At 63.5% G+C, this 13,426-nt stretch carries 11 protein-coding genes; all 11 read right to left on the minus strand.

The annotated features are described in order from the left end of the window. Positions 1-10: 10 nt before the first annotated feature. Complete coding sequence (locus tag PH256_RS03735; RefSeq protein WP_087183468.1) at positions 11-880, minus strand: ABC transporter permease; 870 nt, start codon at positions 878-880, stop codon at positions 11-13. 84 nt (positions 881-964) lie between these two features. Then, positions 965-2,020 carry a glycosyltransferase family 2 protein gene (locus PH256_RS03740; protein WP_087183467.1) on the minus strand — a complete coding sequence of 352 codons (1,056 nt, stop codon included), beginning with the start codon at positions 2,018-2,020 and terminating at the stop codon, positions 965-967. Positions 2,021-2,063: 43 nt separating this feature from the next. After that, positions 2,064-3,452, minus strand: a complete 1,389-nt coding sequence (locus PH256_RS03745; RefSeq protein ID WP_270913033.1) for a glycosyltransferase family 39 protein — start codon at positions 3,450-3,452, stop codon at positions 2,064-2,066. A 42-nt stretch (positions 3,453-3,494) separates the two neighbouring features. Then, positions 3,495-5,651: a glycosyltransferase gene (locus PH256_RS03750; RefSeq protein WP_087183465.1), complete on the minus strand. Its 2,157-nt coding sequence runs from the start codon at positions 5,649-5,651 to the stop codon at positions 3,495-3,497. 1 nt (position 5,652) lies between these two features. Then, positions 5,653-6,867 (minus strand): glycosyltransferase family 4 protein, encoded by a 1,215-nt coding sequence (locus PH256_RS03755; protein WP_270913034.1) that lies wholly within the window; start codon positions 6,865-6,867, stop codon positions 5,653-5,655. Positions 6,868-6,871: 4 nt separating this feature from the next. After that, positions 6,872-7,873, minus strand: a complete 1,002-nt coding sequence (locus PH256_RS03760; protein ID WP_270913035.1) for a glycosyltransferase family 2 protein — start codon at positions 7,871-7,873, stop codon at positions 6,872-6,874. A 36-nt stretch (positions 7,874-7,909) separates the two neighbouring features. Further along, positions 7,910-8,911, minus strand: coding sequence for a glycosyltransferase family 2 protein (locus PH256_RS03765; RefSeq protein WP_270913036.1), 1,002 nt, complete (start codon positions 8,909-8,911; stop codon positions 7,910-7,912). Positions 8,912-8,941: 30 nt separating this feature from the next. Next, entirely contained in the window at positions 8,942-9,955 is a 1,014-nt protein-coding gene (locus PH256_RS03770) for a glycosyltransferase family 2 protein (RefSeq protein WP_270913038.1), read from the minus strand. Then, positions 9,952-10,902 carry a glycosyltransferase gene (locus PH256_RS03775; RefSeq protein ID WP_270913039.1) on the minus strand — a complete coding sequence of 317 codons (951 nt, stop codon included), beginning with the start codon at positions 10,900-10,902 and terminating at the stop codon, positions 9,952-9,954. The genes PH256_RS03770 and PH256_RS03775 overlap by 4 nt, the downstream gene beginning before the upstream one ends. Next, positions 10,899-12,164, minus strand: a complete 1,266-nt coding sequence (locus PH256_RS03780) for a glycosyltransferase family 4 protein (protein WP_270913040.1) — start codon at positions 12,162-12,164, stop codon at positions 10,899-10,901. The genes PH256_RS03775 and PH256_RS03780 overlap by 4 nt, the downstream gene beginning before the upstream one ends. Positions 12,165-12,167: 3 nt before the next feature. Then, on the minus strand, positions 12,168-13,403 hold the full coding sequence (locus PH256_RS03785) for a glycosyltransferase (RefSeq protein ID WP_270913041.1): 1,236 nt from the start codon (positions 13,401-13,403) through the stop codon (positions 12,168-12,170). Positions 13,404-13,426 lie beyond the last annotated feature (23 nt).

Consider the following 13,426-nt stretch of genomic DNA (forward strand, 5'->3'; position numbering starts at 1 on the left):
AATCCTCCTGTTACACGGTATCCATAAAGGTTTTTTCAATGCGGCTGAACAGCACCACGCCGATGGCCAGCAGCACCACGGTCACAATCAGGCTGTAGACCAGTCCGGTGGGGTCCACGCTGCCGCAGCCCAGCAGAGCCATGCGGAAGGCCTGCACCGGGGCGGTCATGGGGTTCAGGTTTACAATGGCGCTCAGGATCGGCTGGTTCGACAGGCTGGTGGTGGAGTACACCACGGGGGTGGCGTACATCCACAGCTGCACGCCGAAGGTCACGGCGATGGCCAGGTCACGGTATTTGGTGGTCAGGCTGGAAACGATGATGCCCACAGCAAGACCCAGCAGCATCACCTGGATGATGCACACCGGCAGGTAGACAAGCCACACGGTCATGCTCAGATGGCCGAAGGTCTCCTGATTGAAAAAGAAGAAGACCCAGAACACCAGGAACATGGCAAACTGAATGAAGAAGTTGATCGCCGCCGTGAGCACCTGGGACAGGGGAATGGTCAGCCGGGGGAAGTAGACCTTGCCGAACATGCCGGCGTTGGCCACGAAGGTGTTGGCGGTGTTGTTGATGCAGGCGGCGAACATGGTCCACAGGGTATTGCCGGCCATGATGAACAAAAAGCTGGGCGCGCCCTCGGTGGGCAGCCCGGCGATGCCGCCGAAGATCACATTGAACAGGATGGTGGTGATCAGCGGGTTCAGCAGAATCCACAGCGGGCCCAGAATGGTCTGCTTGTAGATCACCGCAAAGTTGCGCTTGGTGAACAGGGTCACCAGGTCCCGGTAATGCCAGAGCTCTTTCAGATCGATGTCGAACCAGCCGGTGCGGGGTTTCACAACGGTGGTCCACTGCGGTTCATTGGGCTTAGCCATCAGCGTATTTCCCTTTCTATTGCGTAATAAGGCAAGAAAAAACGATAAAATATCATGTAATTATACCATGCCGCGGCAAAAAAATCAAAAACGGGCCGGGCGGGCGAAGCGCTGGCCAATGGCCTCCAGCTTGCCGTAAAGATCGGGCTTTTCCTCCCGCAGTCTCCACAGCCGGGCCAAAAGGCCGGGCGAGTGCATGCGCATCGCCACCGCCAGGGGCGAAAAGCGGCCAGCCTTCTTTAAGCTTGCGCAGAGTGCAGCGGTCTGGGGCCAGGCCAGAACTTCCGCCGCCCGCTGTTTGCGCCGGGCCTTGCTGCCTTCGCCCCGGCGAAGGATATCCTGCACGCCGTCGGAGATGGTGCACAGCCAGCTGTGGCGGATGGCGGTCAGGTCGGCGGCGGGGCAGTGAAAGACCTGCTCGCAGTCGCCGGTCAGCCGGGTGAACAGCCGCATCCACAAATCGCAGAAATCCGCCCGGTAGCGCTGGGTCAGGCTGTTTTCATTCTCGGCGGTCTCGTAAAAGGTCTGGGGTTCGCGCAGCTTGAAAAAGCCCGCGCCCCCGGCGGCGAAAAAGGCCTTGCAGTAGTCCAGGCAGAACAGAAGGTCCTCGCCCAGCGAGTAGCTCGGGTCAAAGCGCAGCCCGGCGGCTTCGATGCGCTGGCGGTCAAACAGCTTGTTCCAGGGCATGGAAAGGCAGCAGTCCAGATACATCCAGCCGGTCTTTTCCACCCCGAAAATCTCGCCCTCGCGGCATATCTCCAGAGGCAGTGCGTCCTGCTGCAGGGCGTAGGGCCATACCACCAGCCGGTCCGGGTTTTGGGACTGGGCAGCCAGGGCACTTTCCAGTGCGTGGGGGGCCAGGGCGTCGTCCGCGTCCACGAACACCACCCAACGCCCCTCTGCGGCGGCAAGCCCTGCGTTGCGGGCGGCGGAAACGCCGCTGTTTTTCTGGTGGATCACCCGCACCCGTCCGTCGGCCAAAGCCAGGGCATCACACAGGCCGCCGCTGCCGTCGGCGGAGCCGTCGTCCACCAAAAGCAGCTCCAGGCTGGTATGGCTCTGGGCCAGGATGCTCTTGACGCAGCGGGGCAGGGTGGCCAATGCGTTGTACACCGGCACGATCACACTGATCAGATCCATGGGTCAGTCCTCCAATGCAGAGAAAATCAATGGCAGATCCGGATCAGCTGATCCGGTAGATGGTGAAATTGTACTGACGGTCGATGCCGCCGGTGAATTCCTCCTGGATATGGCTTTGGGGCAGCAGGGCCTGCAGCTCCTCCAGCGAGCGTTCCGTGAGGAACAGCCCCTTCAGATCAGGGGAGATTTCCGGCGTGTAGGCCACCGAAAGCTCCGGCAGATAGTAGGGCAGAATGGACCAGGTCAGGCTCTGAAAATCGGTGGTAAGAGTCTCGCCGCCGGTCAGCTCCTGCGCGGCATAGGACTTGAACTCCTCGGTGCCGGTGCTGTATTCCTGCTGGATGGCCTGCGGATAGGAGAAGAAAAAATTCACGGCCAGCAAGGCCACCAGGGCGTTGCGCAGCAGCAGGCGCTGGTCCAGCTGGTGCAGGGCGATGGCAAGGCCCACGAAGAGAAGCCCACAGGCGGGATACATGTACCGGTCCACATACAGCGGACGGATCAGCTTGGAAAGCACATACCCCACCAGAATGGTACCGGCAAAGGTGAGCATGCACAGGAGGGCAAACCAGGCGCCCGGGCGCACCGGGCGGGAGAGCAGCAGCTGGGCAAAGCCCACCAGAACCACCCCTGCAAGCAGCAGAAACAGGGTGACGAACTCTCCTCGGAACAGGTAAGACACGGTGTCGGTGATCTGGGTGAGGGCGAACTCCTCCAGCCACCAGCCGGTGCGCACCTGGGAGAACTGACGCACGAAAATCGGCAGCCAAGGGGCGTAAAGCACCACGGTGGCCAGGCAGAACACGACGCACTGCTTCCAGTTGCGCAGGTCCTTTTTCAGAAGAGCGATCATCAAAAACAGGTAGATGAAGCACTCGGTCACCACGCAGTAATAATGGGTGAATGCCGCGCAGACCCCGGAGAGGATGAACACCAGCAGGGTTATTTTGCTGGAAGGCCGTGCCCACAGGGCGTAGGCAGAAAGCCCGCTCAGGGTCACAAAGAACAGTCCCCAGGTGTACATGCGGATTTCCACATTCATTGTGAAGGCGGCGGGGCAGAAGCCGATGAGAAACACCGTGGCAAAGGCAAGCGAATGAAAGTGCTCGGGAAAATAGCGGCGGAAAAAGCCGGTGACCAGCAGGCAGGTGAGCACCACCGGAAGGATGGAAACCACTTTCACCACGGGCACCGAGCAGCCGAACACCATGGTGAACAGCTTTGCGATGTAATAATAAAGCGGAGGGTGCACGTCGGCGATGGTGCCCTGGGTGATCCCGGCAAAATCCTGGCGCAGAAGCACCATGGTAAAGGCCTCATCGGTCCATACCGAATCGTTGAAGCTCAGGGAAAGATACACCAGCGGAACGGCCAGCAGCAAAAGCAGCAGCAGTCCGTTTTTCAGGCGGGGGGAAATGGTCGGATTGTTCATAAAAAACCTTCTTCACGGTAAAGTTATCGTGTGCGGGCCCGGTCAGGAATGCTCCCGAGTTACGATCCGGTAGAAATCCCGGTAATAGTGCCCGGCGGTAAAGCTCTTGGCACGGTCCCTGCCTGCGGCGGACATTTCCGTCCGGCGTTCCGGGTCGCTTTGCAATGCGGTGATCGCCTGCGCGATGCGGGCGGAAAGACCGTCGCCCCGGGGCAACACAATGGCGCCGCTGCCTGCCACGTATTCCGGCAGGCCGCCGCTTTGGGTCACGATCAGAGGGCAGCCGGAGGCCATAGCCTCCACAGCCACCAGCCCGGCGGCCTCCTCGATCAGAGTGGGCACCACACAGACCTGGGCCGCCTGATAGTAGAGGGGCAGCACTTCGGCGGCAACCCGCCCGGCGAACCGGACACGGCCGTTCAGCTTATCCGCCCGGCGGCGCAGCTCGGCTTCAAAGGCATCGCTTTCGCCGTGCTCGCTCTGGCCCACAATCACCAGCTTTATCCGGGAATCCGGCAGCTGCTCCATGGCGGCCATCAGCTCGCCCACACCTTTCTGGGGCTCGATTCGCCCGCAGAACAGCACGAGAAAATCTTCCTCGGAAAGACCGGTTTCCCGGCGCAGCTGCCCGGCCTCCAGCGGGCGGGCAGGGACAAGGAATTCCGGTGCGATGCAGTTGTGCAGCAGCCGGACCTGTTCTGCGGCGTGGGTGCTGGTGCTCAGCCAGAGCTGCCGCACGTAATCGCTGATGGCAAGCACCAGACCGAACTGGCGGTCCAGCGCAGGGGTGCTCTCGGCGATGCCGTGCAGGTGTGCGGCCATCCGCTGCGGATCAAGCCGGGCGGAGGCCTCCTGCCAGGCGTCCAGCTGGCCGCCCTCCACAGAATACAGCTCCGCATTCAGCCGCTTCAGAAAGCCCAGCGCATGGTGCTGGTATTCCTGCCAGTAGACCGGGCGGCGGGCAAGCCGGGCCAGCCGGAAGCGAATCCGGTGCAGCAGAGTACGCACGGTCCCGGCGGGGGGAACAAAGTAGATCAGGCTTTGAGAAAAGCGGGCGCTGGCGGCGGCTGCCTGCTCGTTCTGCACGCAGACCAGGGCCAGCTCCAGTTCCTTATGCTTCTGATTTTCAGCCATCAGATGGGTGGCCAGACCCTCCACTGCCCCACCCTTTACCGCGGGTACGGGCAGACCGGGAGGCAAAAGCAGCGCCACCCGTTTTGCTTCGCTTTTCGGGGGCAGCGGCAAAGGCTGGGTGCACCAGCGCAGGCAGCTGAGCTTTTCCGGCAGAGTGAGCGCCTTGCACTGCTTCAAAAGAGGAAGCAGGCACCGCAGCTCCGCCTGCACCCCGTGCCATCGGGCAGCCACCGGCCAGGTCAGGTTATCCTGCGCGCCCGCACAGAGGGAGAGATACCGCCGGAAGCAGCCGGCCAGCGCTTTGTCCAGTATGGTGCGGTCAAAGCCCTCATCCCGGAAAAAGCGGCACCAGTCGGCGTGAGCGCTCACCCCGTCAAAGCTGCCGGGGGTGATGCCGTTGCGGCAGATGCTGCCCTGGCGAAGCCGGTAAAAATAAAGGGGCGTATCCAGGCAGACCACCTGCTCACAGGCCGCGTACAGCCGGTGGGCCACCGCGTCATCCTCATGGATGAGGCCCTCCGGGTAGCGCAGGCTCTGCCAGAGGCTGCGCCGGTACAGCTTGTTCCAGGCTACGGTGTAGCAGGTGGAGTTCTTGCCGAAGAATTCCGCCAGCAGCGCCCGGCCGGGGAAGACTCCGGCGGCGGTGGGGCGGGTAATATCGGGCTGGTCCAGAGGGGAGCCGTCCTCGTTCACGTCCTCCACGGCGCAGAGGGCCATGTCCGCCCCGGTGGAGCGCAGCGCGTGATAAAGCTGCTCCAGGTAATCCGGCGCAACAATATCGTCCGCATCCACGAAGGCGAGAAATTCGCCCCGGGCCGCCTCGATGCCGGAATTGCGGGCGGCGGAAAGCCCGCCGTTTTTTCGGTGGATCACCCGCACCCGGCCGTCCTGCGCGGCGTATGCGTCACAGAGGGCGGCGCAGCCGTCCGGGCTGCCGTCGTCCACCAGAATCAGCTCAAAGCCGGAAAAGCTCTGGGCGAGCAGACTCTCCACACAGGCGGGCAGAAAGCGCTCCACCTTGTATATCGGCACGATCACGCTGATGGTGCAGGCCGGGCTGTTCATATCAATTCACCTCGTCCTCCGGGCCAAGCAGCGCCCGGAGCATGTTGTCGTAATAGGCCGCACGGCTGAAAGCCCCAGCCCGTTCCAGACCGGCCCGGCGCATGGACTGCCGCCGCTGCGGGTCTTGCTTCAAGGCCAGAATGGCATCGGCCAGCGCATCGGCCAGCGCGGGAACGCCGGGAACCGGCGTAAAGCCGAAATCCCAGACCTCATCCCGGGGCAGCAGAACCGCGCCGCTGCCCTGTAAATATTCCGCCATGCCGCCGCTCTCGGTGGCAATCACCGGGCAGCCGCAGGCCATGGCCTCGATGGCGGTGATGCCCGCCGGCTCGTCCCACAAGGCGGGGAAGCAGGCGGCGTCCGCAGCCCGGTAGTAGGCAGGCATCTGGTCGTTGGGCACAAAGCCGGTGAAGATCACCCGCTCGCCCAAAGGCTTTGCATCCTGCTGCAGCTGGTCGAAAAAGGGGCTCTGGTGCTGGGAGTCAAAGAAGGGGCTGCCAGCGATCACCAGCTTCACATGGGGATCGGCAATCTGTTTCAGCGCCTCCACCAGCTTGTGGGGGCCTTTCTCCGGGCAGATACGCCCGCAGAACAGCACCAGAAAATCCTCCGGCGCAAGGCCCAGCTTCTGGCGCAGAGCCTGCCGCTCCGGCGCAGGGCCGGGGCAAAAACGGTTCAGGTCCACGCAGTTGGGCACCAGAGCGGTGCGCACGTTCGTACCGGCCCAGCGGTCGGCCACATATTGACTGATGGCCAGCACTCCGCCGTACATGGAGTCGGTGAGCGGGCTGGCCGCGATCTGCATGTGCAGATGGGCCCACATTTTCTCCCGGCCCACACAGGCGGCAATGGCCTGGGGCTCATTCAGATCGCCGCCCTCGGCCACGATCAGATCCGGCTGCTCCCGGCGGATCAGGCGAAGCACCTGATTGTACCAGGGGTCCAGCGGGGCGGGACGTCCGGCGCGGCGCAGAAGCCCACACATCGGCCCCCACAGGCCTCGGTTTTCCCGGTGGGGAAGATAATGGATGACGGTGTGCTTGTATTCCTTCGAGCGCTCCATGGCCTTCGGGTCCGGAATGCTCACGCAGACCAGACGCACCCGGCCCTGGCGCTCGTTTTCCTCGATCAGATGGGTGAGCAGCCCCTCAACCGCGCCGCCCCGCACTGCGGGCACCGGCAGGGCGGGAGGGGGCAGAAGAAAGATGGTTTTCATCCGCTTACTTCTCCCCGCTCATCCGGCCCCGGGCGGCGGCCAGCTTGTAGCACAGCGCGGGGCTTACGCAGAACAGCACCGCCCGCAGCTTTTCAAACCCGGCCACGTGGGGGTTCGAGAGAATGCGGGGCAGCAGCTTGTTCAGCTTTTTCTTGTGCAGGGCAAAGCCTGCTTTCAGTTCACCGGACAGCGGCCCCGCCAGATTGGCGTGTACGTAGAACAGGTAGAACACCTGCCAGTAACGGGCCACCGCCCAGGCCGCCAGATCCTCGTAGCCGGTCTTGCCGGTGAAGAAGTCCACCCAGCCGCCGTACAGGCGCAGATCGTCCAGCCGCTTGGCCGAGAAGGCCAGGGCGGTCATGCTGCCGGTGCGGGTGCGGTAGTAGTAGAGCGGCTCGTTGGAAAGCACGATCTCGTTGCCGTCATAGATCTTGTCCATGATGTTGGCGTCGTCGCCGTAGAACATGGTCTCGTCGTGGCGCACGTTTTTGAACAGCCGCGCGTCGTACAGCTTGTTCCAGGTGACCATGGAGTACATGCCGCCGTTCTTGAACACATCCAGAAACTGCTCCAGCGCGTCGTGGCGGCCCAGGAATTCCTCGGGCAGGGTCACGCCCCGCTCGAGAAAATTGCCTTCCTCGTCGATGCACACCGCGCCGCAGGACGCCAGCGGGCAGCCGCTTTCCTTCACGGTGCTGTACAGGGTTTTCAGAAAATCCGGGTGCAGCAGGTCGTCGGAATCCACATAGCTGATGTAGTCGCCGGTGGCGGCATCCAGTCCGGCGTTGGCGGCGGATGCGGGACCGCCGTTTTTCTTGTGTACCACCCGGATGCGGGGGTCGGTTTTCGCCAGCTGGTCGCAGAGCTCGCCGCAGCCGTTGGGGCTGCCGTCCTCCACGAGGATCAGCTCAAAATCGGTAAAGCTCTGGGCAAGGATGCTCTGCACGGTCAGGGGCAGATAGTCCTTGGCGTCGTATACAGTGGTGATGATGCTGATGGCGGGCATGGGGTGCCTCCTTCTTCAATCAATCGGGCAATCGGGTCAGCGCTTGCCCTTCAGGCGCAGGGGCAGCAGGACGCGCCCGGCGTTTTTCTTGGCGGCGGCTTTGCGCAGCCAGCCGTTGTAAAGACCCTCCCGGCCCTCCAGCCGGGTCATCAGGGCAGTGTGCCACATGGGGTTGGCGAACAGCTTTTCCAGCCCGGCCTTGCGCTCCTCCAGCGTATAGGGCTTGGAGGAGTCGGTGAGCAGGTCGAAGAAGTTCACCGCGTCCCAGGGCAGCTGAGCGGCGGCCAGCTGGGGGTACAGCTCGCTCTGGCCGCACTGCTCCAGAAAGCGCCGCACCCCGTGCAGCACCCGCTGGCTGGTCTCCATGTTGTCCAGGGTGGCGGCGCGGGTCAGGGTCTGGGCGTGCCGCCAGTATTCGTAATAGATGCCGTCCAGGTGCTCCATCTTGCCCAGGTTGGCAAAGTAGGCGAAGTTGAACTGGATGTCCTCGCCGGTGCGCAGGCTCTCGTCCAGTTTAAGGCCCAGCCCCTTGATGAGCTGGGCGCGATAGACCTTGTTGCACAGTGAGAAGAACTGATTGGCCCGGTAGTAGTCGATGAAGTGGGGCCAGAACTCCTCCAGCGAGGCGGCGGCAAAGGCCGGGTAGACCGCCTCGGTGAAGCCGGTGTCGCTGCAGAAGGAGAAGTTGAAGCTCACCAGATCCAGCTCACGGTTCTCCATGGCCTGCACGGTCTTTTCAAAGGCCTTGGGCAGCAGCATGTCATCCGCGTCCACAAAGGTGATGTAACGGCCTTCGGCCGCCTGGATGCCCGCGTTCCGGGCCGCTGCCGCGCCCTTGTTGGGCTGGGTCAGCACCCGCACCCGCTCGTCCTTGCGGGCGAACTCAGCGCACAGATCGGCGGTGCGGTCGGTGGAACCGTCGTTCACCAGAATCAGCTCGAACCAGGCAAAGCTCTGGTCCAGCACGCTCTGCACGCTTTTTTCAAGATATTCCTCCCCGTTGTACACGGGCATGATACAGCTCAATACAGCCGCCATAAATATGTTTGCCTCCTTGGGAAAAAAGAATCATAGGGCATGGCTGGTGCTGCACCGCAGCCAGCACCAAAATGCCATGGGAAAGGCCAGCCGCAGCCCCACACAGATGCGGTAGGGCAGGGCCATCAGCCGGTTTTGGTCCGCCGCCAGCCAGGCAGCCAGTGCTTTGCGGGCAGCGGGCAGGGCCAGCATCCGGGCAAAGGCCTTCCGGTAGCCCCGCAGGGAAAGGGGACCCTTCCGGCTCATCAGAACCGACATCTGCGCCACTGCCACGTTGCCCTGCCGGGCAGCGGCCAGAGCCTGGGCCCGGGCCTCATCCAGCCCGTAGTGGGCCGCGAACGCGAGCAGCGCCGCCCGGGTGGCCTGCTCGGCGTCCAGCAGGTCCGCGCGCAGCGACCGGGAGAGCGAGCCCTCGCCGGTATGGTCGCAGGCGTAGAAGTTGGTGGGAATAAAACGCACCGGCCCGCAGCGCCGCAGGGCCAGCAGGTTGAACAGAAGGTCCTCGTTGATCTTGAGAGCCGGGTCAAAGCGCACCGGCCCGATCACCTGGGCCTTGTAGATTTTATTGTAAGGGGCCGCGAACTGGCCGGTGGTAACCAGATACCGCTCGAACTGATCCGCCAGGCCGGCGAGGCTTTTGTAAGCCGCATCCGGCAGAGACGGCTCCGGGGTATAGCCAATGTTCTCCACCCCGAAGAACAGCACGTCCGCGCCGTTTTCCAGGATGGGCAGCGCGGTCTCATACAGGCCGGGCAGCACCCAGTCGTCCGCGTCCACAAATTGCAGATAGCGCCCGGCGGCGGCGTCCAGGCCCGCGTTGCGGGCGGCGCTGGCCCCGGAATTTTTCTGATGGATCACCCGCACCCGGCCGTCCTGTGCAGCAAGCCGGTCGCACAGCGCGCCGCTGCCGTCCGGGCTGCCGTCGTCCACTAAAATCAGCTCCAGGTCGGCGGGCGCCTGGCAAAGGATGCTCCGGGCGCACTTTTCCAGAGTGCCCTCGGCCTTGTAGACCGGCACGATCACGCTGATCGAAGGCTGGTTCATGCTTTTCTCCCTCCCGTGAGTTTATGAAGCACAAGCGAAAGGCAGCGCCCCGCAAAATAGAAGGGGAACAGCAGTTTTGCGGAAAGGGGCATGCCGCCCATCAGCTGCACAAAGGGCCGCAGATCACCGTACTTGATCCGGTCAATGAAGGGGTAAAAGCTGCCCGCGCACAGGCATTTGGCAAAGGAGTATTTGCCCTGCCAGTAACGGCGGCTGGCGTTCACCACATCCAGAAAATCCGCGTATTTTTTCAGTGCGCTCTGGGTGCCGTTGTAGTTCTGGTGGTTTTCGTCGGTGCCCGCCACACGGTAGGCGGAAAGGGCCTCGTTCATCACGAACACCTTGCCCTTGTCCAGATACAGCATGCACAGCGCAAAGTCCGCGATGCTCCGGTTGGCGGTCACGTAGTCGTAGAGGGTCTTGTCTGCCGGATCAAAGATGTTTTTCACAAGGCAGGCGGTGCAGGAATAGGTCACCCCGGAAAGAAACAGCGCCATGGTGGCGTCCTTGCCCAGAATGCGCTGATCGTCCGGCAGGGTGCCGTAGGTGTTGCCCGCGTCGTCGGTGAGCAGCAGGGTGTGGCTCACCGCCAGATAGTCCGGGTGCGCGCGCAGAAAGTCCACCTGCTTTTGCAGCTTGTGGTCGTCCCGCCACCAGTCGTCGCCCTCCAGGGTGCAGACATACTGCCCCCGGGCGGCGCAGAGGCCCTCGTACCAGTTGCGGCTGATGCCCACGTTCTTTTCGCGCAGGTTCAGCCGGATGATTTCCGGGAAGCGGGCGGCGTAGTCCTGCAGAATGGCGCGGGTGCCGTCCGAGCCGCAGTCCTCGGAGATGTAGATTTCAAAGGGAAAATCGGTCTTCTGGGCCAGCACACTGTCGATGGCCGTGCCGATGTAGCGTTCCTGATTGTAGGTGGTGATGAGTACCGTCACCAAGGGCTGGTTCACGGTCTGACCTCCTTTGCTTCGCAAAGCTGGTGGTAAAGGGACATCTGCGCGGCGGCGATGGCCTTGGGGTCATGGTCTGCCAGTGCCCGGGCCCGGGCGGCCTTGCCCATGGCCTCGGCGGCAATGGGATCATCCAGCAGGGTCAGTACCGTCTCGGCCAGCTGGCCGGGCTGGGCTGGGTCGAAGAGCAGACCTTCTTTTCCATTCTCCAGCATGCTGGGGATGCCGCCCACGTTTGCGGCGGCGCAGGGCATTCCCAGAAGCATGGCCTCGCCCAGCGAGTTGGGGCTGTTCTCCACGCTGCTGGGCATCAAAAAGACGCTGCTCTGCAAAAAGCAGGTCTTCATAGCGTCGGCGCTCAGCACACCGGTGTAACGGATGCGGTCGGCCACACCCAGACGGCGGGCCAGTGAATCCAGATAGCCGGAATACTCCGCCAGCCAGTTCATCACCGGCTGCAGCAGCGCACCCTTCTGGGGCGGGGGCCAGCCCGCCACATCCACCTGTACGTCCGGGTAGCGGGCGGCGATGGCGGGCAGCGCCTCGATTACCCGGTGCAGCCCCTTCAGGGGAATGTTGCCCTGGCTCACAAAGATGCGGGGGCGGCGCAGCACATCCCGCTGCCAGCCGCCCTGGTAAAAGGCCGGGCGGAGAATCTCATTCAGCTTGTAATACCGGGCGGCGGGATTCACCGAGGCGGCAAAGGCCTTGTCCCATTCGGTGCGGCCCAGCAGGTTGTGGGCCAGCAGAAAGGCCTTTTTCTCTGCCTCGCCTTTTTCCAGAAGGCCCTCCCGCAGCTGGCGCACGGTGGCGCCGCCGGTCTTGGCGGCCAGGTACTCCTTCAGCCGCTGGCGGCGCAGAAAGCGGGGCGGCAGGCCGTCGGCCATATGCTCGCCGCAGGGCCCGGCCAGTCCCTGGATATAAAGCAGCGTTTTCTGGGGTGCAAAGCTTTCCAGCGCCCACACCGCGTGGTCGTTTTCGGTGCCGAAGATCTGCAAAAGGTCCGGCTGTTCGGCGGCCAGCGCCGCCTGCAGGGCCTCCTTGCCGCCCGCGGCGGGCAGGGCCAGATACACCGCCCCGCCGATCTCCCGCCGCTGGGGCTCGCTCACCGCCGGGCTGTAGGCGCACAGGACGAGCCGCACCGGCTGACCCTCCAGCGCCTGCTGCAGGGCCATCACCCAGCTGCCGCTGGCCTGCACCGGCAGGTCCAGCGCCCGGGCCATGGGCGGGGGCAGAAAATTCAAAAGCCAGAATACCGTCATGGTTCAGCCTCCAAGGGTTTCCTCCAGGCAGCGGGCCGCCGCCTGGGGCGTGTTGGATTCAAATAGTCGTGCCGCTTCCTCAAAGGGCAGGCGGCTGCGCCCCTTTTCGGCCAGAAAAGCCGAAAGCCGGGCAAGAACCTCCGGCCCGGTGCCCTCGGACTCCAGCAGGGTCAGGGCCAGGGGCCAGCGGTCGAAGTAGGGGCGGCAGGGGTCGTTTTTCAGCTTGGCCAGGTGCAGCACCGGCCGGCCCGCCGCGAAATATTCAAAAATTTTGCTGGGCACTTGATTATCCACTCCGTTGCCCAGGCTCAGCAGCACGTCCGCCCTGGCCACCTCCTCTGCTGCTCTGGCAGCAGGCAGAGGGCCGGTGACGATCAGCCGGTCGCCCAGAATCTTCCGGTAGGGCTCCAGCAGGTTGGCGGGATAGTTCTCCCAGCCGCCGCCCACGAACACCAGCTCCAGATTCGGGTCGTTCAGTGCGCTAAACAGCTCCAGCGCGTAGTGGGGGGTGCGCAGGGCGGGGTACAGGCTGCCCACAAACACGCAGCGCAGCCGCCCGCCTTCCTTCTGCACCCGGGGCGCGGGGGGCGGGGGCACCAGGCTGGGAAAATCCAGCACATGGGCCTTGGCCGCATAGCCCTCCAGCAGCGCGCCGGGGGCGTAATATTGGGTCATGGCCGGGGCAATGAACACCGCATCCAGTGCGTTCAGCAGCTCCTTCTCCCGTTCAAATGCGCCGGGGGCGGAGTAGCTGTGGTTGGCCGCGTAGGGGTCCATCTGCCAGCTGGCCTTTTTGCCGCCGAAATCGGCAGCGGCCAAAGCGAAGCTGCCCGCGTAGGGAGCGGCCACCGCCACCGCCGCGTCAAAGTGATACCGGCGGTCCAGCGCCTCAATGGCCTTTTTCGCCGCTGAGATGCGCCGGGGCTTTTTCAGGGCGATCTGCCGCACCGCGGCCAGCGCTGCCGCCGGATGGGCGCAGAGCTTCAACAGACGCAGCGGCACCGGGGTGCCGCCCGGATTGCCGAATTCCAGCACCCGGTTCATCACCCGCTCGTCCGCAAAGGGCAGCAGGGTCCGGCAGCAGTCGGGCTGCTCAGGGGGGACGGTCTCGCCGTCATACAGTTCCAGAAAATGAACCGTGTGCCCCTGCTGCGCCAGCAGCGCCGCCGCCCGCCGGGCGATGGCCGGGGTAGGGGCGAGGGGGAATTCCACACTGTCCAGAATGCAAAGCAGTTTCATGCAAAAACCTCAGAACACGGCCG

Origin of the sequence: Allofournierella sp. CML151 (assembly GCF_027853465.1) — a bacterium.
GTDB lineage: Bacteria > Bacillota > Clostridia > Oscillospirales > Ruminococcaceae > Allofournierella.